This window comes from Halomonas sp. RT37, assembly GCF_040070525.1.
Classification (GTDB): Bacteria; Pseudomonadota; Gammaproteobacteria; order Pseudomonadales; family Halomonadaceae; genus Halomonas; species Halomonas litopenaei.
In genome coordinates this window covers 395,038-421,496 of the sequence record NZ_CP098827.1, presented here as the reverse complement: position 1 = coordinate 421,496, position 26,459 = coordinate 395,038, and the positions used below count along the sequence as shown (strand labels likewise).

Here is a 26,459-nt window from a genome sequence, read left to right as displayed (position 1 = left end):
AGCATCCGCGGCAACGCCTCAGTGCGCTTCATCCCAGTTGTCACCGCACTCGGCCTCGACGATCAGCGGTACGTCGAGGCTGGCGGCGTTCTGCATGCGCGTCTTGACCTCTTCCATGAAGGCCTCGGCCTGGTCCTCTCTGACCTCGAATACCAGTTCGTCGTGGACCTGCATCACCATCCAGGCGTCGAAGCCGTCGCTGCCGGCCTGGTCTGCGAGCCAGGCGTCCATATCGATCATCGCGCGCTTGATGATGTCCGCCGCGGTGCCCTGCATCGGTGCGTTGATGGCGGTACGCTCGGCGCCCTGGCGACGGGCACGGTTCTGGGAGTGGATCTCCGGCAGGTAGAGCCGGCGTCCGAACACCGTCTCGACGTAGCCGTCTTCGGCGGCCTGGGCGCGGATGCGCTCCATGTAGCGAGCGACTCCGGGATAACGATCGAAGTAGCGGTCGATGTAGGTCTTGGCCTGGCTCTGCTCGATATGCAGCTGGCGGCCCAGGCCCCAGGCACTCATGCCGTAGATCAGGCCGAAGTTGATCGCCTTGGCGCTGCGCCGCTGCTCGCCGTTGACCTTGTCCAGGGCCACCCCGAACACCTCGGCGGCGGTGGCGGCGTGGATGTCCTTGTCCTCGGCGAAGGCCGACAGCAGGCCCTTGTCGCCGGACAGGTGGGCCATGATGCGCAGCTCGATCTGGGAGTAGTCCGCCGCCACGATGCGATAGCCCGGGCGTGCCACGAAGGCCTGGCGGATGCGCCGTCCCTCGTCGGTACGAATCGGAATATTCTGCAGATTGGGGTCGGAAGACGACAGCCGCCCGGTGGCGGTCACCGCCTGGTGGTAGCTGGTGTGGACCCGGCCGGTGGCCTTGTTGACCAGCTTCGGCAGCTTGTCGGTGTAGGTCGAGCGCAGCTTGGACAGGCCGCGATGCTCGATGATCACCTTGGGCAGCGGGTAGTCCAGCGCCAGCTCCTCGAGCACCGCCTCGGCGGTGGAGGGCGCGCCCTTGGGGGTCTTCTTGATCACCGGGATGCCCTGCTCCTCGAACAGGATCTGGCCGAGCTGCTTGGGCGAGCCCAGGTTGAACTCGCGCCCGGCAAGCTCATAGGCGCGGGCCTCGAGCTCGCGAATGCGCTCCCCCAGCTCCCGGCTCTGGGTGTGCAGTAGCTCCGCGTCCAGCGCCACGCCGTTGCGCTCCATGCGCGACAGCACCCGCACCAGCGGGCGTTCGAGCTCGTCGAGGACCTCGGCCAGGCGGCCAGTCTCGTCCACTCGCGGGCGCAGCGTCTGGTGCAGCCGCAGGGTGATGTCGACGTCCTCGCAGGCGTAGGGCGCGGCCTGTTCCAGTGCGATCTGGTTGAAGGTCAGCTGCTTGGCGCCCTTGCCGGCGATGTCCTCGAACTTGACGGTGCCCTCGCCCAGGTACTTGAGCGCCAGCGAGTCCATGTCGTGGCGGGTGGCGGTGGAGTCGAGCACATAGGACTCGAGCATGGTATCCACCAAGGGCCCCTTGACCGGGATGTCGTAGCGCGCCAGCACCGAGATATCGTACTTGAGATTCTGGCCGATCTTGGCGATCGCCTCGTCGGCCAGGATCGGCGCCAGCGCCTCGAGCACCGCCTTGCGATCGAGCTGGGCCGGGGCGTCGAGATAGTCGTGGCCCAGCGGAATGTAGGCTGCCTCGCCGGGCGTCAGGCACAGGCCGACACCGACGATGTCGGCCTCCATGTAGTTGAGGCTGGTGGTTTCCAGATCGAAGCAGAAGGCCTCGGCAGCGGCCAGTCGCTCAAGCCAGGCGTCCAGCTCGGCCTGCTCGAGGATCACCGTATCCTGACGCTCGCTGGAGGGCGTCGCCTGGGCCTTGTTCTTGTTATCGCCTTCGCCTCCGCTACCCCCCTCGGGGGTGGCGGAACCACCGGCGACGTCATCGACGCCTTCATCCTGGCCGGCCAGCAGCTCCGACAGCCAGTTCTTGAACTCCAGGCGTTGATACAGCGTCTTCAGCGCCTCGCGATCCGGCGCGGCGATGGCCAGATCATCGAGGCCGAGCTCCAGCTCGCAGTCGGTCTTGATGGTCGCCAGTTCGTAGGACAGGTAGGCCTTGTCGCGGTGCTCCTCGAGCTTCTTCGGCAGCGTCTTGGCGCCACGAAACGACAGCGTCTTGACCTTGTCGAGATCGCCGTAGATGACGTCGAGCCCGCCTTCCATACCCTGCAACAGGCCGATGGCGGTCTTCTCGCCCACTCCGGGGACTCCAGGGATGTTGTCGACCTTGTCACCCATCAGCGCCAGGTAGTCGATGATCAGCTCCGGCGGCAGGCCGAACTTGTCCTTGACCCCGTCCACGTCGAGGGTCTCGCCCTTCATGGTGTTGACCAGGGTGATATGACCATTGACCAGCTGGGCCATGTCCTTGTCACCGGTGGAAATCACCGCGTCGCGACCGGCGTCGGTGGCCATCTTCGCCAGGGTGCCGATGACGTCGTCGGCCTCGACCCCCTCGATGCACAACAGTGGCAGGCCGAGCGCACGCACGCACTCGTGCAGCGGCTTCACCTGAGCGCGCAGGTCGTCGGGCATCGGTGGCCGCTGGGCCTTGTACTGGTCGTAGAGCTCGTCGCGGAAGGTCTTGCCCGGGGCGTCGAAGATCACCGCCATGGGACTGTCCGGGTAGTCCTTGATCAGCCGCTTGAGCATGTTGATCACGCCCTTGATGGCGCCGGTGGGCTGACCCTCGGAGGTGGTCAGCGGCGGCAGAGCGTGGAAGGCACGGTACAGATAGGAGGAACCGTCGACGAGAACGATGGGGCTTGAGGCCATGGATCGGCGTCCCTGTAAGGATAAATGACTACGATGCCACCCATGATACGCATCCCTTTCGTCTTTTGCCGGACGCTTTTGCGACCCTCGACGCGGTCACGGCCATCGCCCTGTCCTTGCGTCAGCCCCTGGCCCGCCCTGCGCCCGCCCCCTGCGCCCGCCCCCTGTGCCGGCCATCAGGCGTCGACCTGGGGCATCGGCCCTGTTCCTTTACTTTGCGAGGGGAACCTGTGCCGACGTATCATGGTCTGATCGAACAGTGTTCCCTTTGCTTTACCAACCGTTCATTCTCCCATCCTGGAGACCACCATGACGATCACCCGCATTGCGAGCGCCCTCCTGCTGTCGCTGGCCCTGCTGGCCGCCGCCGCGCCGGTGCTCGCCCAGGCGCAACCCGACATCAGCGTCCGCCAGGAAGCCAACCAGACGCTGCGCGAGTACCGCGTCAACGGCAAGCTGTACGCCATCAAGGTCGAGCCCAAGGATGGCAGCGCCTACTTCCTGGTCGACCGCAACGGCGACGGCAACTTCGAGCGCCAGGGCGGCGGCAACGTCGAGATTCCCGGCTGGGTTCGCTGACCCAAGGCCGCTGCCTGGGCGGCGCGCCCGCCGCTGCGTCCCCTAGCTGTTGATGCCCGTCTGGCAAGCGGCGCGAAAGCCCGCTGAGACCACTCCCGTAGATCACGTGCAACTCGGTGCCAAGTCGCTACAATAGGCGCCTTGGCAACCCCGGGCGAGACGATTCATGGCCGTATTCACTCCGCTTGACGACGCACAGGTCGCAGGCTTTCTCAGCCGTTTTGACGTCGGCGAACTGACGAAGCTGCAGGGCGTGCCCGCGGGCACCGAGAACAGCACCTTCTTTGTCACCACCGACCGTCGCGAACTGGTGCTGACGCTGTTCGAGCAGGGAGAGCACGAAGAGCTGCCGTTCTTCGTCGAGCTGCTCGACTTCCTCGACGAGCACCGAATCCCGGTGGCCGGGCCGATTCACGACCGTGACGGTATCGCCCTGCACGAGCTGGCGGGTCGGCCGGCGCTGCTGTTTCCGCGCCTGCCGGGCGCCCATCCCAGCGCGCCCGACGTGACCCAGTGCCGGGCGCTGGGGCAGGCGCTCGGCGAGATGCATCGTGTCTCCCGCCACTTCGGCGGACACCGTCCCAATCCTCGCGATATTCACTGGCTGTCGGCCATGCACCACAAGGTGCTGGTCTACCTCTCGCCCGAGGACCAGGCGCTGATGCAGGACGAGGTCGACGCCTATCAGGCCGCGCTGGAAAGCGCGGAGCCGCTGCCCCAGGGCGCCCTGCACGGCGACCTGTTTCGCGACAACACCCTGTTCGACGGCGAGCGCCTGGGTGGCATCATCGACTTCTACAACGGCTGCACCGGCGACCTGCTGTTCGACCTGGCCATCGTCATCAATGACTGGGCCACCGACGCCGACGGTCGCCTGGTAGCCGAGCGCCACGACGCTCTGCTCGAGGCCTACCTGGCCGAACGCCCGCTGACCGCCACCGAGCGCGAACTGTGGCCGCTGATGCTGCGCCTGACCGCCCTGCGCTACTGGCTGTCTCGCCTGCTGGTGGTCTACGTTGACCCGCCGGCCCACGACCTGACTCCCCACGATCCCGAACAGTTCCGGCGCATCCTGCTTGCGCGCCTGGAACATGGAGCCCTGCCCTTGCCAGATATCGAGGCCCGCCCGTGAGCCACAAGCCCGACGCCGACTCCGCCGTGCAACGCGCCCGCCGCACCTGGAACATCGACCAGTGGGGCAGCGGCTACTTTGACGTGGACGAGGACGGACAGGCACTGGTCCGCCCGCTAGGCGAGGTCGAACCCGGCCCCAGCCTGCCGCTGCGTGGCCTGGTCGACCAGATCCGCCAGGCCGGCCTGCGCCTGCCGGTGCTGATCCGCTTCACCGATATCCTGCACGACCGGGTCGAGCAGCTGTGCGCGGCCTTCGACCAGGCCATGGGCGAGGAAAACTTCGAGAGCGGCTACACCGCGGTGTACCCGATCAAGGTCAACCAGCAGCGCCGAGTGGTGGAAGAGATCCTCGCCACCAACGAGCGCGGGCGCGACCGGGTTGGCCTGGAGGCCGGCAGCAAGCCGGAACTGCTGGCGGTGCTGGCGCTGTCCGGCGATGGCCCCTCGCTGATCGTGTGCAACGGCTACAAGGATCGCGAGTACATTCGCCTGGCGCTGATGGGCGAGAAGCTCGGCCATCGGGTCTATCTGGTGGTGGAGAAGCTCTCCGAGCTGCCGATGATCCTCGAGGAGGCCGAACGCCTGGGGGTGACCCCGCGCATCGGTCTGCGTGCCCGACTGTCCTCGGTGGGCCGCGGCAAGTGGCAGGACACCGGCGGAGAGAAGTCCAAGTTCGGCCTGACCGCCGGCCAGATCCTGACCGTGGTCGAGCGCCTGACCGAAGCCGGGCGACTCGACAGCCTGCAGCTGGTGCACTTCCACCTGGGCTCCCAGATCGCCAACATCGGTGATATCCAGCGTGGCCTGCGCGAGTGCGCGCGCTTCTACCAGTACCTGCGCCAACTGGGTGCGCCGGTGGACACCGTGGACGTGGGCGGTGGACTTGGCGTCGACTACGAGGGCACCCACTCGCGCAACTTCTGCTCGATCAACTACTCGATGCTCGAGTACGCCCGCAACGTGGTCTACGCCTTCAATCAGGTGTGTGCCGCCGAAGGTCTGCCGCAGCCGCATCTGATCAGTGAATCCGGCCGTGCCCTGACCGCCCATCACGCGGTGCTGATCACCAACGTAATCGGCGAGGAAAGCGTGGACACCGCGCCGCCGAGCGAACGCAAGAGCGACGACCCCGAGGTCGAGGCGCTGTGGCGCACCCTGGACTTCCTCAAGCGCGAGCCGGAACCGCGTGGGCTGGTGGAGGCCTGGCACGACCTGATCCAGGACATGGGCGACCTGCACGACCGCTTCGTGCTGGGGGCCGCCGATCTGGCCGCCCGCGCCGAGGGCGAGAGCGTCTACTTCGCCGCCTGCGCCGCCCTGAGGTCACAGCTCGACCCGCGCAATCGCGCCCACCGCGAGATCCTCGACGAGCTGGCCGAGAAACTCGCCGACAAGCTGTTCGTCAACTTCTCGCTGTTTCAGTCGATGCCCGACGTCTGGGGCATCAAGCAGATCTTCCCGGTGCTGCCGCTGTCCGGGCTCGACCGTCGCCCAAGCCGCCGTGGAGTGATTCAGGACATCACCTGCGACAGCGATGGGCGCATCGACAGCTACGTCGACGGCCAGGGGGTCGAAACCACCCTGCCGCTGCCGGAGTGGCGCGAAGACGACGAGCGCCTGCTCGGGTTCTTCATGGTCGGCGCCTACCAGGAGATCCTCGGTGACCTGCACAACCTGTTCGGCGACACCGACGCCGTCGATGCCTCGCTGGATCGCGACGGTGGCTGGCGCCTGACCAACCTGCAGTGGGGCGACCGGGTCTCCGACGTGCTCGGCTACGTCAACTTCAACGCCGACGTGCTGCGCGAACGGCTCCGGGTCCAGCTCACCCGCAGCAACCTCGACCCACGCGAACAGCGTCACTTCCTCGATGATCTGTCAGAAGGGCTCGACGGCTACACCTACCTGGAGTGAGCCGACCCGCACGCCCCACTCCGTGTGAGCCTTCGCCCGGCGATGCCTAAAGGTATCGCCGGGCGCCTGCTATTGGGGACTTCAGCTCTTGCGCCTGGCCCACGCTCGTGGCGAGATATGCATCAAGCCAGACACATCTTGACCACAGGAGGACAGCGCCATCGCATCCCCGGCCCCCTACCCCCAAGACTCACAGCTCCGAGACTCACAGCGCAGCATTCCCCCCACCATGATGGCGGTGGTCACCACCGGCAACGGCGGCTACGACAAGCTCAGCTATCAACAAGTCCCGACCCCGACGCCGGGCCCCGGAGAGGTGCTGCTGCGGGTGCTCGCCGCCGGCGTCAACAACACCGAGATCAATACCCGGCTCGGCTGGTACTCCGCCAGCGTCAAGAGCGACACCCGGGCATCGGCGGACGCCTTCGATGACAGCGCCGAGAACGCCGCCGACTCCGAGGATGGCGGCTGGAATGGCGCCACTCCCTTTCCATTGATTCAGGGCACCGACTGCTGTGGCGAGATAGTGGCCCTGGGCGCGCCGAAAGAGGAAGGTGCCAACGCCTCGGTCACGGCGGACCTGCTGGGCAAGCGGGTACTGGTACGCGCCTGCATGCGCACCAGAGGCTTCGATCACTGGGACTCGGTGTGGATGGCCTCTGACTTCGACGGAGCCTTCGCCCAGTTCGTCAAGGTGCCCGCCAGCGAAGTGTTCCCGGTGGACTGCGACTGGAGCGACGAGGAACTCGCCACCATCCCCTGCGCCTACGGCACCGCAGAGAACATGCTGCACCGCGCTGGTGTCAGCGCCGGCGACCGGGTGCTGGTCACCGGTGCCTCGGGAGGTGTCGGCTCGGCGGTGGTGCAGTTGGCCAAGCGCCGGGGCGCCCACGTCACGGCGGTGGCGGGCAGCGCCAAGCACGAGGCGATCCGCGCCCTTGGCGCCGACCACCTGCTCGACCGCGACGATGATCTGCTGGCCAGCCTCGGCGAGTCGAGCATCGACGTCGCGGTAGATAACGTCGCCGGCAAGGGCTTTGGCGGGGTGCTGGAGGTGCTCGACCGCGGCGGCCGCTACGTCTCCTCCGGTGCCATCGCAGGGCCGGTGGTGGAGCTCGACATGCGCAAGCTGTACCTCAAGGACGTGCGCCTGATCGGCTCCACCGCCTGGGACGAGCCGATATTTCCGGACCTGATCGGCTACATCGAGCGCGGCGAGATTCGTCCCCTGCTGGCCAGGACCTTCCCGCTTGCGCAGATCGTCGAGGCCCAGCAGGCCTTTCTCGAGAAGCAGCACGTGGGCAACTTCGTGCTGCTGCCGCCGCCGCTGGACTGACGCCGAAGGCGTCGGGACTGCGGGTTAGCCAAGCGTTAACCGAGCACGCGGGTCTCGAGGGCGTGGCGCTGGCCGCTGGGCAGTGTCAGTTCGAAAGCCAGGCTCGCGCCCTTCTCCAGCTTGCCGACACCGGCCGGGGTGCCGGTCAGCACCACGTCACCCGGGGCCAGGGTGAAGTGCTGGCTCATCTCGGACAGCAGCGCCGGGATCGCGAACAGCATGTCTCGGGCCACGCCGTGCTGGCGACGTTCACCGTTCATGTCGAGGCTGAACTCGATGGCCGACCAGTCGAGCGGCGCCTCGATGGGCACGAAACGCGACAGCGGGCAGGCGCCATCGAAGGCCTTGGCGATCTCCCACGGATGCCCCTTCTTCTTCAGCGCCGACTGGACATCACGCAACGTCAGGTCCAGCGCAAGCCCGACCCCGACCACTGCCGCCTCGGCCTGCTCGGGCGTGGCCTCACGCAGGGTCTCGCCGATCAACAGCGCAAGCTCGGTCTCGAAGTGTACGTCGGAGCGCTCGAAGGGACCGCCGATCGGCTCTTCCAGGGGCACCACACTGGTCGCCGGCTTGATGAACAGCAAGGGTGCGTCGGGTACCGGGTTGTCGAGCTCCTTGGCGTGCTCGGCGTAGTTGCGTCCAACACAGACCACCTTGCCAAGTGGCTGGGAGAAGGCGTCACCGTCGACAAAGCTCGGGACGAGAGACATGGCAGGCTCCTGAAGGCATGAAGAAGGATAGGAAACGACACGGCCCAGCGAACGGGGTCGCGTGGCATGCAAAAAAGGCGCGCCCAAGGCGCGCCTTTCGAGTCTATCCCAGCCATCGCGCTCATCGCGAGCGGTGGCGACCGTCGCTTCAGGGATTGAAATCGCTGCCAGGCTCGTGGGCCAGGAAATCCGGGCGACGGCGGTTGGCCGCAAACGGCTCGACGCAGCGGTTGTCGACGCGGTTGTAGACAAAGAAGGCATTGCTGCGCGGATCCGGCGACATGTTGGCGTTGGAGCCATGCAGGGTGTTGCAGTCGAACAGCAACAGCCCACCAGCGCTGCCCTTGGGCGCCTCGATACCGTTGCGATCGATCAGCTGGCGCAGGGCTTCCTGACTAGGCACCCCGATCTCCTGCTTCTGCAGCGACTTCTCGTGGTTGTTGTCCGGCGTCTCGCCAATGCACGGCACGAACACACGATGGGAACCGGGAATCAGCATCAGCGGACCGTTGAACTCGTGGTTGTCGGTCAGCACGATGGAGGCACTCACCGCGTGCATGTCGGGCATGCCGTCCTCGGCGTGCCAGGTCTCGAAGTCCGAGTGCCAGTTGAAGCCCTTGCCCTCGAAGCCCGGCTTGTAGTTGATGCGCGACTGGTGGACGTAGCTCTCGCCGCCGAGAATCTGGCGAGCGCGGCCGACCAGACGTTCATCATTGGCCAGGTGGGCGAACACCCGGGACAGATAGTGCACGGCGAACAGCGAGCGGATCTCCTTGCCGCTCGGCTCGACGATGCTGTAGTCCTTGCCCCGATAGGTGTCGTTGTCGAGCAATGCATTGAGCTCTTCGCGAAGGCGTGCGAGCTCTTCGCCACCGAGGAAGCCGGGCTCAAACAGAAAGCCCTTCTGCTCGAACTCGTCGAGCTGCTGCTGGCTCAGCGGCCCCTGGTCGGCGCTGCCCTTGACCGCCGGGCCCTGGCGGTCGACCCACAGGCTGTCCATCGGTTCGGGCAATCGCGTCGGGTAGCGGGTGGCGCGAGCCTGGCCGCTGTCGAGCCCGGCGAAACGTTGCCAGTCGAAACGCTGCTGGTCTTGTGGGTCCAGGTTGCTGCGATGCTTGGTTTGCGGATTGGACGATGTCTGCACTTCCATCCGATCACCCTCCCTTGGTATTGATCAGCTTTCAGATTCGAACTCGTACCCGCGGCGCTACTTACCTGTACACCAGCGACTTACCTGTACACCAGCGACGGCCCAGAAATGCTGCGCCACACAGGCGTCACCGACCGTCAAAGGCCATATCACCGACTGCATCAAGGGCAGCATTCAAGGCCACATCACAGGGTGCATCTAAGGCTGCATCCCAAGGTGCATCTAAGGCTGAACTCAAGGCTGCATTCAAGGCTGAATTTGAGGTATAGCGCCGCCCTGAAGGAGAAGGCTATCTCCCCGAGCCCAAGCTACAAAAGCCGCCTCTTGAATTCAACCCTTGCACAACTTGCGTCTAACTTTCAGCGATGCGTCACTCCTGCTACCTCGCCGGGGACAGGCAGTGTCTCGGTGAAGTAGCGCCAGGCGCCGGAGCCGGGCAGCGACGTTGGCGCCAGGTAGAGCGGTGCTGCGCCGCGATCCTGGGGGCAGCCAGCGAAGGCGCTACCCGGCAGCAGCAGCCAGTCGTGGCGATTCTGATGGCCGAGGTCGAACCCTTGGCCAAGCTCGCCGCAGTCGATGTCTTCCAGATCCTTGTCCACCACCAGCATCCAGCGCCGGGAGGGTGCCTCTGCGAGCCAGGCCATGGCGGCGGGAAGCTCTTGCTCGATGGGCGTCATGTCGCCGAAGTGAACGCTTGGCGTGCGCGAATGCAGCAGGATCTCCTCATCGAAGTTCAACAGCGCCACCTCGCCGGTCGGCCCTACCTGTTGCGCCACCCTGGCCATCATGTCCCGGGGCGAGCGCTCCGGGTCCATCCAGGAATATCCCAGGGTGCTCCACCAGCCCCACAGGCACCACAGGAACAGGGTCACGGCAACCAGGCCCCGGCGCGGCTTCACCACAAGCGCCAGGCCCAGGGCCAGGCCCCCCAGCGCCAGCCACTCCCACCAGGGAGTGATCCCGTAACGATGGGCCAGACGCTCCAACGGCGCGACATCGCAGAGCCCTAGAAGGCCCGCCAATCCCAGCAGCCCGCCAAGCAGGATGACGGCTGCGAAGCCCGCGCGATTGGGGCCGATCCGCCTGACAAGCGCCGGCAGCAGTGGCGCCAGCGCCAGCACCATCAGCGGCAGGGTCGGCAGCATATAGACGCCGCGTTTACCCGGTGACAGCGAGAAGAAGACCACGATCAACACCACGGCGCTTACAGGCAGCAGCGTACGCGCATCACCGCGCCGAATGCGTCGCCACCAGTTGGGAAAGGCCCAGGGAAAGGTCAGCACCAGCGGCATCCAGGCCCAGGGCAGCACCTGGGCGATGTAGTAGTACCAGGGACGCAAGTGAGCCCAGGCGTCGGCGTAGCGCTCACCGGTCTGCTTGAACAGAATATTGTCACGATAGGCCGCCAGGCTTGGGTCGTCGCTCAGGCTGGTGATCAGGATCATCGGCAACCCCCAGGCCAGCACCACCGCCAGCAGGCACCCCAGTCCCTCGAGAAGATCACGAAGGCGGAGCGGCGTCAGCCGGCCAGGCCCCCTGTTACCGCTGGCGCCACCGCGCCCCAACCACCACCAGGCGGGCAGCAGCGCCAGCGGCAGAAAGCCCACCCCCTTGGTCAGGATGCCGGCCCCCATGGCCGCAAAGCCTAGCCGCCACCACCGGCGGGCTGGACCCAGCAGGGCATGGCGCAGCAGTCCGTAGGCGCCCAGGGTGGTAAAGAAGGTCAACAGCATGTCGATCTGGGCGGTCTTGGCCTGCAACACAAACTGCAGGGTCGCCAGGATGGCAATGCCCGCCAGCAGACCAATGCGCTGGCCATACAGGCGCCGGCTAAGATCCACGATCAGCGCCAGAGTGCCGAGCCCGGCCAGCAGCGACGGCAGCAGAAAGCCGATTCGCATCGAGCCGGTCAGCCAGATGCCCAGGGCGCTTGCCCACATGAAGATCGGCGGCTTGTCAGCGTAGAGTTCACCGCCGCGATGGGGGATCCAGAAATCTCCGGTCACCAGCATCTCTATGGCATTCAAGGCGAAACGGGGCTCATCGGCGGGCCAAGGATCGCGCCAGCCGAGACCGAGTGCCAGCAGCAGGACGGCGAAGGCGCCGAAGGCCAGCCACACCGTCCAAGGCAGGCGGCGTGGCCATATCAAGGGATTCATGGTGCTGTCCTCAGGTGCGTGACGGCGCAGCTTCGATGGTAGGCGGTGTCTCTTCACCCTGTTGGTGCGCAGCACTGCAGCACCCGTTGTTACGCAACAACGTCAGGTTACGCAGATAGATAAAGAGGCCGGTCCCCTGCCCGAGAACAAACACCGGGTCACGGCGATGGATGGCGTAGACCAGCAGGGTCATGCCGCCGACGAGGCTGAGAAACCAGAAGGCCACCGGCACCACGCTGCGTTTCGCCCTCTCACTGGCGATCCACTGCACGACAAAGCGCGCCGAGAACAGTGCCTGGCCGAGAAAACCCACCGCCAACCACCAGGACAGCGTCATTGCGACGGCCCTGCGGCGGCCTGGTTCAGGGTAACGCTGCTGCTTGAGGCCGTACTGCCAAAGACGACCCGGGGCAGGACAACATCGAGACCGTCAGGCATCGGCTGCTGCCGACCAGTTTTGCTGACGGTGGTGTCCGTCGCAAAGGCCAGCTCCCCATGCCCCAGCGTCGTCCCGACCCGAGGCGGGTCGAGCGCATCATCGATACCACGACAGTCCACCGGCAGTCGCGAGCGAAGTTGCAGCCAGCGCACTCCGATCAGGTCGGTGATGCCGACCCACAGGCGGTTGCTCAGGCCGTAGTGAGAGCGCCCGGCCCTGCGAGGCCGGTGTTTGACGGGGTGGGACAGACAACGCCCGCCCTGAGCGGCGACAAGGGCGGGCAGAAAGCGATGCATATGATCGAAGTACGGTAGCGAAAGAAACGCCTGCCGGCGGATCACCTTGAGACCACAGCCGCTATCCGGCGCGCCATCGCCGAGGAGTCGTGCTCGAACCGCGTTGGCCACCCTCGAAGACAGCCGCTTGAGCGCGGAGTCCTGGCGCGTGACGCGATGACCGCCCACCAGGTCCACCCGAGCCGCCTTTGCGGCTTCCAGCAACGCAGGAATATCGGCGGGGTCGTTCTGGCCATCGCCGTCCAGGGTCGCCAGCCACTCGCCTCGGGCATGCCTCGCTGCCTGCCACAGGGCGGTGCTCTGACCCGCGCTATCGCGATGGCGAAGTGGCCTCAGCGTGTCCTGACGGGGGGCCCGCGTCACCAGCAGGGGCCAGGTATCATCTTCAGAGCCATCGTCTACCACGATGACCTCGTAGGCCTGTTGCGACAACGCTTGCTCGATCTCATCGAGCAGCGCGGGCAGGTTGGCAGCCTCGTTGTGGGCGGGGATCACTACCGATACGGTGACAGCGTGCATGGGATTCGCCTCGGACTGGAGAATACCGTCACCTTGCCCGGCGATACTTAAGCCACCCTTAATTCATCGATACCGCCCTTGGTCGAGACGTCACCGAGACGTCACCACGCTCACAGCGTCGCAGGAGCCTCCAGGCGAGACACCTTCATCGACCTCATGTGCGAGACGACGTGCCACCGCATACTCGATGTCCGAAAACCGTGCCACCTGAGGTACCCTGAAGGCACCACTGCATCGAGGTAGCCATGTTGCGTTTCCAGCAAGAGGACCCTGCCGCCCCCGCCATGGCGGCGATGATCCGCGCCCACCGCCGCGGGCTGAAGAAACTGGCGCCCACCTCGCCGCCGGAAAGCCGCCATGCCCTGACCCTGGATGAACTGAAGGCGCCGGAGGTGACCCTGTGGGGGCTGTGGGATGATGACGATCTGGTCGGCTGCGTCGCCCTGAAGGCAGTCAGCCACGACCACGGCGAGATCAAGTCCATGCGCACGGCACCAAGCCACCTTCGCCGGGGTCTGGCCTCCTTGATGCTCGACAAGGTCATCGAGGAGGCCAGACTGCGTGGCTATCGCCGGCTGAGCCTGGAGACCGGCTCACAGCCGGGCTTCGCTCCGGCTCGCCAGTTCTACACGCGTCACGGCTTTACCCCCTGTGCGCCCTTCGCCGGCTATGTCGAGGATCCCAACAGCGTCTACATGACCTTGGCCGTCTTCGATGACGACCGGGATGACGGCCTGGATGGCGACCTGAAGGAGGCCAGCCGATGAGCGCAAGTGATGACGCCAGCCCCGACAACAGCGCCACACCGTTGCCCCTCGACAGTGCCGACACCCGCGAGCTGTCCTGCGCCGAAGCGGTAACCTTCGACAGTGGCGATACTCGCTGTCGCGGCTGGTGGTTCGAAGGTGCCGACGATGGTGCGGTGGTGGTCATGGCCCACGGTCTTGGTGGCACGGTGGCAGGCGGCCTTGTCGGCTACGCCCAGGCCCTGCATCACACCGGCCACAGCGTGCTGGTCTTCGACTATCGTCACTTCGGCCGCTCCGACGGCGAGCCTCGCCAGCTGCTCGGTATCAAGCGCCAGCAACAGGACTACACGGCCGCCATCGACTACGCCCGGGGCCGGGCACCGGCCCTCCCGCTGGTGCTGTGGGGTACGTCGTTCTCGTCGGCCCATGTCATCACTCTGGCGGCTCGTCGCGACGATGTCGCTGCGGTCATCGCCATGAATCCGATGCTCGACGGTCGGGCCTCGTCGCTGCTCAAGCTCAAGGACGCAGGACCTGGCACCTTCCTGCGCATGACCGGAGTGGGACTCGCCGACCTTGCCAGGGGCTGCCTCGGCCGGGCTCCTCGGTACCTGCCACTGGCCGGCGAGCCGGGGACCCTGGCCGCGCTCTCCGCCCCGGACGCCCTGACGGGGATCCTGTCGTTTGTCGATGACGACTTCGACAATCGTATTGCGCCACGCGCCCTGCTGGCGCTCGGGCTCTACCGTCCGGTCACCCGGGCCCGCCAGGTTCACTGTCCGGTGCTGCTGCAACTTTGCCTGCGTGACAGCGTCGCGCCGATCGCCCCCGGCTACCGGCTGGCGGAAGCACTGGGATCACGGGCCACACTCAAGACCTACGACACCGGCCACTTCGAGATCTACGAGGGTGACTGGCGGGCGGCCTTCGCCGACGACCAGCGGGAATTTCTCGCCCAGGCGTTGGCGCAGTCGCCGGCGCCAGCGCCCACGGCCCACGCCACCGAGTCGCCTCAGCACACTCCAGACGAGACCGACCCGCCGCCCGCCCGGTAGCCTGGCTATACTGGCGACGACACCTGACTGGCCACGCCCGAGGGCATGCGAATGCGCCACTACCCCTGCCAACGCTGTGACAACCGCCTGTTCTTCGACAATACCCTCTGCCTGGTATGCCACTCCGAACTTGGCTGGTGCCCGGGTTGCCATGCCCTGGTGACGGTCGATCTCCAGCCCGATGGTCGCTACCGCTGCGTCGACGACACCTGCGCTACGCTGCTGGTCAAGTGCCACAACTATTCCGTGGAAGGGGTCTGCAACCGCATGATCACCAGCGAGGAGGCCAACCGTGGCATGACGCTGTGTGACTGCTGTCGCCACAACCAGGCCATCCCCGACCTGTCGGTGCCCGGCCATCGTGAACGCTGGGCCAAGCTCGAGAGTGCCAAGCGCCGGCTTTTCTACACCCTCGACCTGCTGGGGCTACCCCACGAGGTAGATGGCCGCCGCGCCAACCCGCCGCTGGCCTTCGCCTTCCTCGCCGACGAAGTGGCGGCAGAAGGCGACTGGCACTCCAGCGACGAGGGCATGCCGGTGTTCACCGGTCACGCCGGCGGACTGATCACCATCAACGTCAAGGAAGCCGACGACGTCGAGCGCGAGCGCCTGCGTAACGACTTCAACGAGGCCCACCGCACCCTGATCGGCCACTTCCGCCACGAGATCGGACACTATTACTGGGAGTTGTTGATCAAGAACCGTGACGAGCCAGCCTGCATCGAGGTATTCGGTGACCACAACAACCCCAGCTACAGCGAAGCCCTCGATCGCCACTATCAGCAGGGACCACCGAATGACTGGCGCGGCCGCTTCGTGTCGGCCTACGCCACCATGCACCCCTGGGAGGACTTCGCCGAAACCTTCGGCTTCTACCTGGACATGGTCGCCATCCTCGATACCGCCGGACACTTCGGCATCACCCCCACCGGCTTCGACGAGGACCCCGAAGCGATGTTGACCACCTTTCGCCGCCTGAGTCTCGGCTTCAACGAGATGAATCGCGAGATGGGGCTGCTCGACCTGGTGCCGGAGGTGATCACCCCGACCATCGCCTGCAAGCTTTGCTATATCCACGACATGGTGCTGGCAGCGCGACGACAGCAGTGAACCGCCCGGTGCCCGCCTAGCACCACCATGCGCCCCCCTTTCCAGGAGGGGCCGCAATGCTTGGCAAGGTCCGGCGTGGCTAGATTCGGCTTGGCTAGATTCAGCAGTGGCTCAGGGCAGGCGGGCCATGGGATACCTGGCCCGCCTGGCTTCACGCCTGGTCGCTGGCCGCCAGTAGTTCGCCATCGCCCAGGTCGTCGAGGGTCGGGAAGTAGGTGCGGGCGATCGCCGTATGCAGCTCGGCAAAGCCCTGTTGCAGCACGTCGATAAAGTCGTGCAGGGCCTCGGGGGAGCGCACCAGGGCACGGACGTCGGCCTCGGCCACATCGGCCAGCACCAGCGTCGCCGTGGCCAGGGCGCGCTCATGTCGCGGCAGCGAGCGCAGCGCGCGAATGCTGTCCTTGAGACTGCGCGACACCGAACGCGGGAACAGGGAGTCCTGCACCAGGAAACGCAGCACGTCGGTGGCCCTGACCCGACAGCGCACGTGCTGTCGATACATCTGGTAGGCCGTCAACGACTTGAGCACGCTCATCCACTGCAGGTGCTCGAACGGACGAATCTCGTCGCTGTCACGCTGCAGCAGGTTGGCCGAGCGCACATCGATGATGCGGGTGATCATGTCGGCCCGTTCGAGCTGGCGCCCGAGCATCATGAAGGTCCGTGACCCACCGTAGCTGAGGGTGCCCTCGATCAACCCGATCAACGTCTGACAGCCGCGAATCACCAGCTTCAGAAAGCGCTCTCGGCGTCCCGGGCCGAGGCCCGCATCGGCGTGGGCACTGGCGGTCATGTAGAGCTGGTTGATTTCTTCCCATACCTCCCGCGGTACCACGTCCCGCGTGGTGCGCAGATTCTCGCGGGCCTGGGCCAGGGCGGACAGGATCGAGCCGGAGTAGCGTCGGTCGGCACACAGGAACTGCACCACGTTGCGATCGTTGGGCTCGTCGTAGAGGGTCTCGAACACCTCGGCGCCCCCGGTGATATCGACCATCGCCGCCCATCCCAGCGGTTGGCGGTAGGGCATGTCGAGCATCAGGTGACTGGAGACGTTGATCAGGCGGGCGGTATCTTCGGCACGCTCGATGTAGCGGGCCATCCAGTACAGGTTTTCGGCGACTCTGGAAAGCATCAGCATGGTCTCAGTCCTCCCCCGTCTCGACGATCCAGGTGTCCTTGCTGCCGCCCCCTTGGGACGAGTTGACCACCAGCGAGCCCTTGACCAGGGCCACACGGGTCAATCCACCGGTGGTGACGTAGGCGCCGTCCTGGCCCGACAGGATGAAGGGGCGCAAATCGACGTGGCGCGGCTCGGGCCGGCCATCGAACAGCGTGGGGGTGGTGGACAGGTTCAGCATGGGCTGAGCCATGTAGTTGCGTGGGTTCTCCTGGATCAGCCTGGCGAAGGCATCACGCTCGGCCTGGGAGGCCTGGGGGCCCATCAGCATGCCGTAGCCGCCGGACTCGTTGGCGGGCTTTACCACCAGTTCATGCAGGTGCTCCAGCACATAGCGGCGGTCTTCCTCGAGCATGCACAGGTAGCTCGGCACATTGGGCAGCAGTGCCTCCTGATCCAGGTAGTACTTGATCAGTTTCGGCACGAAGGCGTAGACCACCTTGTCATCGGCGACACCGGCCCCCGGGGCGTTGGCCAGCGCCACCTTGCCGCTGCGCCAGGCCCGCATCAATCCGGGCACGCCCAGCACCGAGTCCTTGCGAAACGCCTCCGGGTCGAGGAAGGCGTCGTCGACGCGGCGGTAGATCACGTCCACACGGGTCAGCCCCTGGACGGTGCGCATGTAGACCACGTCGTCGTCATCGACCAGCAGATCCGGGCCCTGGACCAGTTGCACACCCATTTGCTGGGCCAGGTAGGCGTGCTCGTAGTAGGCCGAGTTGTAGATACCCGGGGTCAGCACCACCACCTGGGGATCGTCCCAATGGCGTGGCGACATGCCCGCCAGCATGTCGTAAAGCTGGGGCACATAGTCGTCCACCGGATGAATCTTGCCCGAGGCAAACAGCTCCGGCAGCACGCGCTTGGTCACGTTGCGATTCTCGAGCATGTAGGACACCCCGGACGGTATCCGCAGGTTGTCCTCCAGTACGTAGACGGTGCCGTCGCCACCACGCACCAGATCGGAGCCGCAGATATGCGCCCAGACCCCGTGGGGCGGATCGATCCCTACACACTGGGGGCGAAAGTTGACGGATTGCTCGAGCACCGCCGCCGGCAGCACGCCATCCTTGACGACCTTCTGGTCGTGGTACAGGTCGTCGATGAACAGGTTGAGCGCCTCGACCCGCTGCTTGAGGCCTGCCTCGGTGCGTCGCCACTCGTCGGCGGGGATGATGCGAGGCACGATGTCGAAAGGCCAGGCGCGGTCGATCATGCTGCCCTCGGAATACACCGTGAAGGTGATCCCCATGGTGCGAATGGCGATCTCTGCTGCGTTCTTGCGCTCTTCCAACTCGTCAGGGGCAAAGCCCGCGAGCACGTCACACAGCATCTTGGCCGCCTCCCGCGGCATCCCGGGCGTCGCCACCAGTTCGTCATAGAACCCTGCGCAGTCGTACTGCTGCCAATCCACATGGCTCATCGGCACACCCTCGATTGTTTTCGGCATCCGGCGACCCGACCACGACGATGGCACCCCCGCCTTCGACCGTACCGGGTCCCTCCTTGCTGTATAGCAAGCCCTGTACCAGACCGCCGAGAATAGGCCGCAGCGCCGAGCCTTCTCGCCGAATGGGCTGGCGCAATTGAGCAATTTGGACAAAAAGCGACCACTTGCTCCTGCCGAAAGTGCCCCACGAACCAGCAAGAAGAGGCAGCGAGCACCGATCTGGTGCAATCATGGCGCCCCCCGGCAAGCGCGGGCGGTAGCCCTCGGCAGCCCTTGCAGAAGCCGGTCGATGGCACCTGCTGCTGACGACGCCCACCTTTCGGGCTTGAGAGAAAGGCAGGAGTCGGGTACATCTTGTCGCCACGGTTCGGGGGGGATATCGTCACCTTCTGCAACATTCGCCGACACCCAGGAGCCTCCTCGCTTCCCATGCCTGCCTCTTCTCGTTCCGCACTCCCTGGCTCGTGCGCACCGCTGTCCTGCCCTGCTCAAGACAGCGGCGCCAGGCGGTGCCGTCTGGCCAGCCTTGTCAGGGGTGGCACGGCGGGATCCGGCAGATGATCTATCGACTTCGCCACACCACGCGCTACCACTACAGCGAGATCGTGACACTCAGCGAGAACGAGGCCTGCCTGATGCCCCGTGAGATGGCCTACCAGCAGGTTGCCTGGGCGCAATTGTCGATCTCGCCGGGCGAGTCGCTACGCCAGAGCCGACAGGACGCCTTCGGCAACCATATCGCGCTGTTCGCGGTCGACACCCCCCATACCCAGCTCGAGGTCACGCTGGAGGCGCAGGTCATGACCTCGCCTCGCGCCACACCGCCGCAGGCCATCATTAGCTGGGAGCGGTGTCGAGAGCTGTTGGCAGACCGCCACCAGCCAGGTTTCCGCGAAGCACAGCCGTTTCTTGAAAACTCCGCCTATATCGAGCGCCGCCCGCTGCTCGCCGCCTGGGCCGAAGACTGTTTTCCCGCTGGTGGCGATCTGGTGGACTGCGTGGAGCGATTGAACCGTCGCATCCATGAGGAATTCCGCTACGACAGCGAGTTCAGCGACATGGAGACGACACCGTCCCAGGTGCTCCAGCATCGCCGTGGGGTGTGTCAGGACTTCGCTCACCTGGCCATCGCCACCCTGCGCTCGGTGGGTCTGGCCGCGCGCTACGTCAGCGGCTATCTCGAGACTCGACCGCCTCCAGGACAGCCTCGACTGATGGGCGCCGACGCCTCCCACGCCTGGTTCTCCGTACTGATACCCGGCTGGGGCTGGCTCGACTTCGACCCCACCAACGGTGTGCGCGCCGGCGAACGACACCTGTTGCTTGGCTGGGGCCGCGACTACGAGGACGTGGCGCCGCTCAAGGGCGTGGTGACCGGTGGTGGGCGCCAGCGCCTCGAGGTGGAAGTGGACGTTGTTCCCGCCGGGGAAGTCGCGGCCACCTGCCCGACCTCCGCCAGCCCTGGCGATCACCCGGCAGCGCCGATAGCCGGCTGATTCGCTGTCCTTTATATTGCGCAGGCTCTGCCCGGCCTTGCCCTGCCCACCGTCTTCCAGGAGAGATTCCATGCAGGACCTGTTGATCTGGATTGCCACCGGCTTCGGCCTGGGCTATTCCCCCTGGGCGCCGGGGACGGTCGGCTCCCTGATCGGACTGCCGGTCGCCTGGTGGCTGTTCCGGCTGCCGCTCGGCACGCGCCTGGCCGTTACCCTGACTCTCCTCGTGCTGGCCGTTCCCGTCTGCCACTTCGCTTCGCTGTGGCTGGGCGGCGGCGACCTGCCCCAGATTGTGCTCGACGAATGGGTGGCCCTGCCCATCGCGGTGCTGGCCTTCTCGCGCTACCGACGGCGCATCATCCTGCCGCTGGGCTATCTACTGTTTCGCCTGTTCGATATCTCCAAGCTGTCCCCGGTACGCGAGATCGAAGGTATTGGCGGGGGACTCGGCATCGTCGCCGACGACGCGATGGCTGCTCTGTACGCCGCCCTCACCCTGATACTGCTGGTGCGCCTGACCCGCCGCTACTGGCAACGAGACCCCGAGCAGTCCTCATAAGCCAATAGCGGCCTGCCAATGCCGGGTGCTGCTTCCTATATCCACAGCCCTGACACAAAAAAACCGCCCTCGACGGGCGGCCAAACGGGACAGGGATCTATCGAAACAGTGACCGGGGGACCTCGTGCCCGGCCTCTGGCGACCAGTGCAGCAGATGTTGCACTGGCGTCACTCACTCAGCCTCGGTTATTCAGGAATCAGCACGCTGTCCACCACGTGGATCACCCCATTGCTGGCCTTGATGTCGGACTCCACCACGGCGGCATTGCCTACGCTTGCCGAGCCTTCCTGGGCGTCGATGGCCATGTCGGTTCCCTGCAGGGTGGTCACCTCGGATGACTCCTCCAGTGACACTTCTCCTTCCACCATGTGGTAGGAAACGACCTCGACCAGACGTCGGTGGGAGGCCTTGTCGTCGCTCATCCACTCATCGAGCTGTCCTGGCTGCAGGGTACCGAAGGCTTCGTTCGTTGGAGCAAAGAGCGTATAGGATTGATCTCCCTGTAGCGGCTCGTCGAGGCCAGCCTTCTCGACAGCATCAAGCAATGTCGAGAAACGTCCGTCGGCCTGGGCGACTTCGAGCAGATTGCGTGAGGGATCCTGCTGTTGCTGCTGATCCGCTTCGGCCACCCCGCCAGCGAGCAGCGCTACGCCGAGCACGCAGCTCGGCAGGAACGACGTTGCGGCAGACATTGCTTTTTTCATGCTCTCGCCTCCTTGCGGTGATTGCTCCGAGATGTCGCGTCGCCACTGCGCGCCTCCCGGGAACCTCTCTGTCGGGGCTGTTCAACCAGGACGACGCAGTTCATGTACAAAAATTAGATCAAGAACAAGTAATGTACAAGAAAAAGTTTTACGACAGCTTTCGCCACTCTGATCATCAAAGCGTCATCTTTTGACGTCATGATATGGGCGCTGCTCGGAAAGACGGTAATGACGGCGAGATGCCGATACGCTTCCGGCGACAGAAAACCTATACAATACTTGCATACCAAGCCTGGCGATGAGAACCTTTCGTACCGTTGAGGCTCGGCCAGGAGGGCCATGCGCAGCCTCGCTTCCACAACGGAACGAACGACGGCACGTCATGCGCCAAGGAGGGCGACCCGTGTACTACCCGATTTCCTGTACCCGCTGTGGCCACGACCTGGCCAGCACACCGGGACCTGTAACGGCTCAGCCCAATGACTGGGAAGAGCTGAACTGCACCGAGTGCGGTGAGTTTCATGCCACCCTGGGCGCCTGGGAAGAACAGCAGACGCCCGACCGCCTGCGCTTTCTCAACAAGTCTCGCAGCCTGATGATGGCCATGCGACGTGAGCACGATGCCTTGATCGAGCAGCAGCACACCAAGGGAGAGCGAGTCGCATGATCACCGTCGCCCTGGACCTGAGCTGCACCATCTGTGGCCACTCCCGCTTCACGCTGCCTGTTGGTCAAGACGACGGCGACAGCGTTCACTGCGCCAACTGCACCGCCTACAAGTGCAAGGCCATGGACCTGGAGCGCGCGCTGATGGCGACCCTGCCACCGTCCATGCCTGCAGTACCGGCTTCCTCTGGCGCCGCCCAGGCGGTACCCGCCTGAGCGATGGCTTGAGAGACAGCGTTTCTGCGCCCCGCTTTTCGCCGACGCGTCCTGGCGATTCACGCCGCCCCTTTCGGGGCGGCGTTTTTGATGGAAGGCAGCGCAGCCGCTTCTTTGCTTTCTTCCTTTCTTCCTTTCCTCCTTTCCCCCCTTGCCACCATGGCGGCGACCATCGAGACCGCTATCGAGGCCAGTGCGGGCCACGGCCCAGGTTTGGGGTATCATTCGCCCGCTAGCGAACGGCCGTCAGGCTTCAACCTCCCCTAGAAGAGGACCAGCCCTCCGCGGTTACGCCACGCTCGCCGGCACTCTCACGCCCCCTGGACACGTGGCTCATGACGAGCCGGAGACCCCATGCAAGAGACCGCCCTTACCGACCCTTCTCCCAAGGCAAACCGTTTTGCCCGCACCCGCGCACTGCCGACCATTGCTCTGTGCGCCCTGATCTACGCCTCGACCCTGGCCGTCGGCTACCACATCAACGCGGCGGTGTTGACGATCCTCAGCATGATCGTGCTGTGCCTGCTGCGGATCCCCGTGGCCATCGCTCTGATCAGCGCCGCCATGCTAGGCGCGCTGCACGCCGGGCTGTCGATGAACGACGCCATCGGCGCCTTCAATGACAACCTGCTGGTCGGCGCCCAGGTCGGCCTGACCTACGTGATGATCGGCGCCTTCGCCGTGGCGCTGTCACGCTCGGGCCTGCTCGAACTGCTGGCCGATGCTATCTCGGCGCGCCTTGGCAGCGACGAGCAAAGTACCCGCAAGGGCGTCAAGTGGACGCTGTTCGGCCTGTTCATCGTCGCCTCACTGATGTCGCAGAATCTGGTGCCGGTGCACATCGCCTTCATTCCGATCCTGCTGCCTCCGCTGCTTGTGGTGCTCGATCGCCTGCGAGTCGACCGCCGCGCCGTGGCCTGCATCCTGGCCTGCTCGATCAGCGCCAGCTACCTGCTGCTGCCCACCGGCTTCGGTGCCATCTTTCTCAACGAGATCCTGCTGGCCAACGTCAACAGCGTCGGCGCGGACTACGGGCTGACCGCCACCGCCGACATGGCCCCCAAGGCCATGGCACTACCGGTGCTGGGCCTGGTCGCGGGGCTGCTGGTGGCCGTTTTTATCAGCTATCGCCGCCCGCGCGACTACGTCACACCAAGCACCACCGCCGCCGCCAGGCCCGCCTCGCCGGCTCGCCTGAAGCCGCTACAGCTGGTCATCACCTTGGGAGCCCTGGCGGTGGCCCTGGTCTTTCAGCTCAAGTTCGACTCGCTGTTGCTCGGAGCCATGGTCGGTTTTCTGATCCTGGGGGTCTCCGGTATCTTCCGCTGGCAGGAGCAGGATGACGTCTTCACCGACGGGCTGCGGATGATGGCGCAGATCGCGGTCATCATCACCGTCGCCTCCGGCTTTGCCGGCGTGCTGACCGCCACCGGCGAAATCGAGCCTCTGGTGGCGGCGTCGGCCGAACTGATCGGCGGCAACATGGCGCTGGGCGCAGCGGTGATGCTGGTGGTGGGACTGTTCATCACCATCGGCTTCGGCGACTCCTTCGCCAGTGTGCCGATCCTGGCACCCATCTACCTGCCACTGGCGCTGACCCTGGGCTTCGACCCGCTGGCGGCGATGGCCTTGCTGGGCGCCTCGGCGGCCTTGGGCGACGCTGGCTCGCCGGCCTCGACCATCACCCTGGGCGCCACCGCCGGGCTTAACGCCGATGGCCAGCACGACCATATTCGCGACAGCGTCATCCCCACCTTCCTGCACTGCAACATCGGCATGCTGGTGTTCGCCTGGATCGCCGCCATGGTGCTGTAATGCGCAGCACCTGACACCAAGCCTCGCAGCAATGGCAAAGGCCACCCCTCGGGTGGCCTTTTGCACGGCACCAGGCCAAGCGCAGATAACAGGGCGCGGCCGTTCAGGCCAGCGATTGCGACTCTGCCACCTCGATCAAGCGTCGGACCGCCGGCAGGCTGGCATCCCTGCGCCAGACCAGCATCAGTGGCAGCACTATATCCAGATCCTCCAGAGGAAAGCTGACCACGCCTTCCGGGGCCCCGGCCATGGTCATTTCCGGCAATATCGTGCAGCCCATGCCCGCCGCCACCAGGCACAGCATGGTGGCGTTGTCGGTGCCTTCCTGCACCACGTGGGGGGTGAAGCCACGTCGCTGAAAGGCATGGATCAGCTTGTCGTGATAGACCGGTGTCGCGCTGCGCTCGAACCAGATGAAGTCTTCACCGGCCAGGTCCGCCAGTCGAGAGGGGGGATGCTGCGCCAGGCGCGACCCTTCGCTGGCTACCAGCACAAGACGGTCTTCATAGAGGCAGTGGCTGTCGAGCTGATCATCATCGTCAGGGGGAAAGAACAGCATCCCCGCATCCAGCTGATGATGGCGCAGCGCCTCCACCTGGGGCGCGGACAGCAGCGACTGTACCTTGAGGCTGACGTCCGGGTAACGCTGGCGATACCCGTTGAGCAGCTTGACGATCTGGGGCACCCACAGGTGCATGACGGTGACGCCCAGACGCAGCTGTCCGAGCTGGCCATCGGCAATCCGACGAGCATCGAGCTTGGCTGTCTCGAACTCTCGCAACAGTCGTCGCGCTTCGCCGTGAAAGGCAACCCCCGCAGCGGTCAAGCTTACGCCCTGACGTGATCGCTCCAGCAGGGTAGCTCCCACCGACTCCTCCAGCAGCCTGAGCTGACGGGTCAAGGCCGGCTGGGCCAACGGGATCTTTCTTGCCGCGCTGGAAATCGCGCCCTCCTCGACCACCGTCAGAAAGTAGCGCAGCTGCTTGAAGTCCATGTTCGATCCTTGTTGAGCGGGGCCACCACGCCAGTGCCAGGATTCACCCCAGTCGACGGCTCATACGGCAAATCCATACAATAAAAGCATGGAAACATAAAAATAATAATATTTTATCTATGACATACCGCCAACCATGATGAAGGACACAATCAACAAGCGTCCGGAATATCATGACCCAGCCTATCGACCCCACCTTCTTCGACGACCAGCACAGCAGTCTGACCGAACTGCGCCAGCACTTTCATCGGCATCCGGAACTCGGCTTCAAGGAACACGCCACCTCCGCGCGTGTCTGCGATGAACTCGAGCGGCTCGACATTCCCTTCGACCACGGCCTGGGCGGCACCGGTGTCGTGGCCACCATCAAAGGGCTTGGCCCCGACAACGGTCGCCGTATTGGCCTGCGCGCCGACATGGACGCGCTGCCGATTCAGGAGGCAAGCGACCACGGCCATGTCTCCGAAGTGCCTGGTGTCATGCATGCCTGCGGCCACGATGGCCACACCACCATGCTGATCGGCGCCGCTCGCTACCTCGCCCGCCACCGCGATTTTTCCGGCACCATCCACCTGGTGTTCCAACCGGCGGAAGAAGGCCTGGGCGGTGGACGAGCGATGGTCGAGGAGGGGCTGTTCGAGCGCTTCCCCATGGATGCGATCTACGGCCTGCACAACTGGCCGGCTCTGCCCCGGGGGCAGGTGGCGATTCGCCCGGGCCCGATCATGGCCGCCACCGATCGCCTGGATATCTGCATCCGCGGCAAGGGCGGCCACGGCGGGGTGAACCCTCACCTTTCTACCGACCCGGTCAGGATGGCCGGCGCTCTGATCCAGGCCCTGCACAGCGTGGTCTCGCGCGATGCCGACCCACTGTCTCCAGCGGCACTGAGCCTGTGCGGCATCAAGGGAGGTGAACTCGAAGGCTTCGCCATCATTCCCGACGAGGTCCGACTGAGCGGCACGGTGCGAACCCTCGACAGCGCTACCCAGGATCGCATCGCCGAGGCCATCCAGCGCACCTGCGATGGTGTGGCGGCGACCTACGGCGGCGAGATCGAGGTCGATCACCAGCGCATCTTTCCGGCCACGGTCAATCACCCGGCGGCGACCAACCACGTCATCACCACCGCGAAGGAACTGCTGGGCGAGACCGCACTGGAGCGCGACGTGAATCCCAGCCTTGGCGGTGAAGACTTCGCCTTTATGCTCGAAAAGTGCCCGGGAGCCTACTTCTTCCTCGGCAGCGCCGAAGCGGACACCACCCCGCCGCTTCATAACGCTCGCTACGACTTCAACGACGCCATCATTCCCGTAGGCAGCCGACTGCTGGTTGCCATCGCTCTTGGCGCCTTGAACGACCATCGCTGAGGCGATGCCGACAACGACCACACTCAACAACAAGAGGT

At 65.2% G+C, this 26,459-nt stretch carries 23 protein-coding genes; 13 read left to right on the top strand and 10 right to left on the bottom strand.

Annotated elements, in window-relative coordinates; genetic code table 11:
* Positions 1–18 precede the first annotated feature (18 nt).
* Complete coding sequence (polA, locus tag NFG58_RS01910; protein WP_348827484.1) at positions 19–2,820, bottom strand: DNA polymerase I; 2,802 nt, start codon at positions 2,818–2,820, stop codon at positions 19–21.
* A 309-nt stretch (positions 2,821–3,129) separates the two neighbouring features.
* On the opposite strand from polA, the gene NFG58_RS01905 reads away from it, so the two are divergent.
* The 4 genes from NFG58_RS01905 (at position 3,130) to NFG58_RS01890 (ending at position 7,783) form a co-directional block, all read left to right on the top strand.
* Positions 3,130–3,399, top strand: a complete 270-nt coding sequence (locus NFG58_RS01905; protein ID WP_108131126.1) for a DUF2782 domain-containing protein — start codon at positions 3,130–3,132, stop codon at positions 3,397–3,399.
* Positions 3,400–3,565: 166 nt separating this feature from the next.
* The gene (locus NFG58_RS01900) at positions 3,566–4,531 is read left to right on the top strand and encodes a homoserine kinase (RefSeq protein ID WP_045992627.1); all 966 of its coding nucleotides are present in this window, start codon (positions 3,566–3,568) and stop codon (positions 4,529–4,531) included.
* On the top strand, positions 4,528–6,447 hold the full coding sequence (speA, locus tag NFG58_RS01895; protein WP_124805006.1) for a biosynthetic arginine decarboxylase: 1,920 nt from the start codon (positions 4,528–4,530) through the stop codon (positions 6,445–6,447). The genes NFG58_RS01900 and speA overlap by 4 nt, the downstream gene beginning before the upstream one ends.
* Before the next feature lie 229 nt (positions 6,448–6,676).
* On the top strand, positions 6,677–7,783 hold the full coding sequence (locus NFG58_RS01890) for an alcohol dehydrogenase family protein (protein WP_348827483.1): 1,107 nt from the start codon (positions 6,677–6,679) through the stop codon (positions 7,781–7,783).
* Between the two features lie 35 nt (positions 7,784–7,818).
* Here NFG58_RS01890 and NFG58_RS01885 read toward each other — a convergent pair whose 3' ends face one another.
* The 5 genes from NFG58_RS01885 to NFG58_RS01865 form a co-directional block, all read right to left on the bottom strand.
* Positions 7,819–8,496, bottom strand: a complete 678-nt coding sequence (locus NFG58_RS01885) for a fumarylacetoacetate hydrolase family protein (protein WP_045992624.1) — start codon at positions 8,494–8,496, stop codon at positions 7,819–7,821.
* A gap of 148 nt (positions 8,497–8,644) precedes the next feature.
* On the bottom strand, positions 8,645–9,646 hold the full coding sequence (gene thpD / locus NFG58_RS01880) for an ectoine hydroxylase (RefSeq protein ID WP_348827482.1): 1,002 nt from the start codon (positions 9,644–9,646) through the stop codon (positions 8,645–8,647).
* Positions 9,647–10,005: 359 nt separating this feature from the next.
* Positions 10,006–11,805, bottom strand: a complete 1,800-nt coding sequence (locus NFG58_RS01875) for a phospholipid carrier-dependent glycosyltransferase (protein WP_348827481.1) — start codon at positions 11,803–11,805, stop codon at positions 10,006–10,008.
* A 10-nt stretch (positions 11,806–11,815) separates the two neighbouring features.
* On the bottom strand, positions 11,816–12,142 hold the full coding sequence (locus NFG58_RS01870; RefSeq protein WP_348827480.1) for a lipid-A-disaccharide synthase N-terminal domain-containing protein: 327 nt from the start codon (positions 12,140–12,142) through the stop codon (positions 11,816–11,818).
* Positions 12,139–13,059, bottom strand: a complete 921-nt coding sequence (locus NFG58_RS01865) for a glycosyltransferase family 2 protein (protein ID WP_348827479.1) — start codon at positions 13,057–13,059, stop codon at positions 12,139–12,141. The genes NFG58_RS01870 and NFG58_RS01865 overlap by 4 nt, the downstream gene beginning before the upstream one ends.
* Positions 13,060–13,304: 245 nt before the next feature.
* Between NFG58_RS01865 and NFG58_RS01860 the strand changes: the two genes are divergently transcribed.
* From NFG58_RS01860 to NFG58_RS01850, 3 genes are read left to right on the top strand one after another with little or no spacing between them, the layout of a single operon-like run.
* On the top strand, positions 13,305–13,826 hold the full coding sequence (locus tag NFG58_RS01860; RefSeq protein WP_348827478.1) for a GNAT family N-acetyltransferase: 522 nt from the start codon (positions 13,305–13,307) through the stop codon (positions 13,824–13,826).
* Positions 13,823–14,863: an alpha/beta fold hydrolase gene (locus NFG58_RS01855; RefSeq protein ID WP_348827477.1), complete on the top strand. Its 1,041-nt coding sequence runs from the start codon at positions 13,823–13,825 to the stop codon at positions 14,861–14,863. The genes NFG58_RS01860 and NFG58_RS01855 overlap by 4 nt, the downstream gene beginning before the upstream one ends.
* A 51-nt stretch (positions 14,864–14,914) precedes the next feature.
* Positions 14,915–15,973 (top strand): putative zinc-binding metallopeptidase, encoded by a 1,059-nt coding sequence (locus NFG58_RS01850; RefSeq protein WP_348827476.1) that lies wholly within the window; start codon positions 14,915–14,917, stop codon positions 15,971–15,973.
* A gap of 151 nt (positions 15,974–16,124) precedes the next feature.
* Here the strand turns inward: NFG58_RS01850 and NFG58_RS01845 are convergent, their stop codons facing one another.
* Complete coding sequence (locus tag NFG58_RS01845) at positions 16,125–17,111, bottom strand: alpha-E domain-containing protein (RefSeq protein WP_231498416.1); 987 nt, start codon at positions 17,109–17,111, stop codon at positions 16,125–16,127.
* A gap of 4 nt (positions 17,112–17,115) precedes the next feature.
* Positions 17,116–18,573 carry a circularly permuted type 2 ATP-grasp protein gene (locus tag NFG58_RS01840; RefSeq protein ID WP_045992620.1) on the bottom strand — a complete coding sequence of 486 codons (1,458 nt, stop codon included), beginning with the start codon at positions 18,571–18,573 and terminating at the stop codon, positions 17,116–17,118.
* A gap of 584 nt (positions 18,574–19,157) precedes the next feature.
* Here NFG58_RS01840 and NFG58_RS01835 point away from each other — a divergent pair.
* The gene (locus NFG58_RS01835; RefSeq protein ID WP_348827475.1) at positions 19,158–20,096 is read left to right on the top strand and encodes a transglutaminase family protein; all 939 of its coding nucleotides are present in this window, start codon (positions 19,158–19,160) and stop codon (positions 20,094–20,096) included.
* A gap of 70 nt (positions 20,097–20,166) precedes the next feature.
* Complete coding sequence (locus NFG58_RS01830) at positions 20,167–20,655, top strand: phosphatidylglycerophosphatase A (protein WP_045992618.1); 489 nt, start codon at positions 20,167–20,169, stop codon at positions 20,653–20,655.
* Positions 20,656–20,841: 186 nt separating this feature from the next.
* Here NFG58_RS01830 and NFG58_RS01825 read toward each other — a convergent pair whose 3' ends face one another.
* Positions 20,842–21,360 carry a fasciclin domain-containing protein gene (locus NFG58_RS01825; RefSeq protein WP_348827474.1) on the bottom strand — a complete coding sequence of 173 codons (519 nt, stop codon included), beginning with the start codon at positions 21,358–21,360 and terminating at the stop codon, positions 20,842–20,844.
* Between the two features lie 403 nt (positions 21,361–21,763).
* On the opposite strand from NFG58_RS01825, the gene NFG58_RS01820 reads away from it, so the two are divergent.
* The 3 genes from NFG58_RS01820 (at position 21,764) to NFG58_RS01810 (ending at position 24,057) form a co-directional block, all read left to right on the top strand.
* Positions 21,764–22,027, top strand: coding sequence for a hypothetical protein (locus tag NFG58_RS01820; RefSeq protein ID WP_045992616.1), 264 nt, complete (start codon positions 21,764–21,766; stop codon positions 22,025–22,027).
* The gene (locus NFG58_RS01815) at positions 22,024–22,242 is read left to right on the top strand and encodes a hypothetical protein (protein ID WP_108131112.1); all 219 of its coding nucleotides are present in this window, start codon (positions 22,024–22,026) and stop codon (positions 22,240–22,242) included. The genes NFG58_RS01820 and NFG58_RS01815 overlap by 4 nt, the downstream gene beginning before the upstream one ends.
* A 477-nt stretch (positions 22,243–22,719) precedes the next feature.
* Positions 22,720–24,057 (top strand): Na+/H+ antiporter NhaC family protein, encoded by a 1,338-nt coding sequence (locus NFG58_RS01810; protein WP_213230862.1) that lies wholly within the window; start codon positions 22,720–22,722, stop codon positions 24,055–24,057.
* 103 nt (positions 24,058–24,160) lie between these two features.
* On the opposite strand, the gene NFG58_RS01805 is transcribed toward NFG58_RS01810, so the two are convergent.
* Positions 24,161–25,051 (bottom strand): LysR family transcriptional regulator, encoded by an 891-nt coding sequence (locus tag NFG58_RS01805; protein ID WP_045992614.1) that lies wholly within the window; start codon positions 25,049–25,051, stop codon positions 24,161–24,163.
* A 173-nt stretch (positions 25,052–25,224) separates the two neighbouring features.
* Between NFG58_RS01805 and NFG58_RS01800 the strand changes: the two genes are divergently transcribed.
* Complete coding sequence (locus NFG58_RS01800) at positions 25,225–26,421, top strand: M20 aminoacylase family protein (protein ID WP_348827473.1); 1,197 nt, start codon at positions 25,225–25,227, stop codon at positions 26,419–26,421.
* The last annotated feature ends 38 nt before the right edge of the window (positions 26,422–26,459 follow it).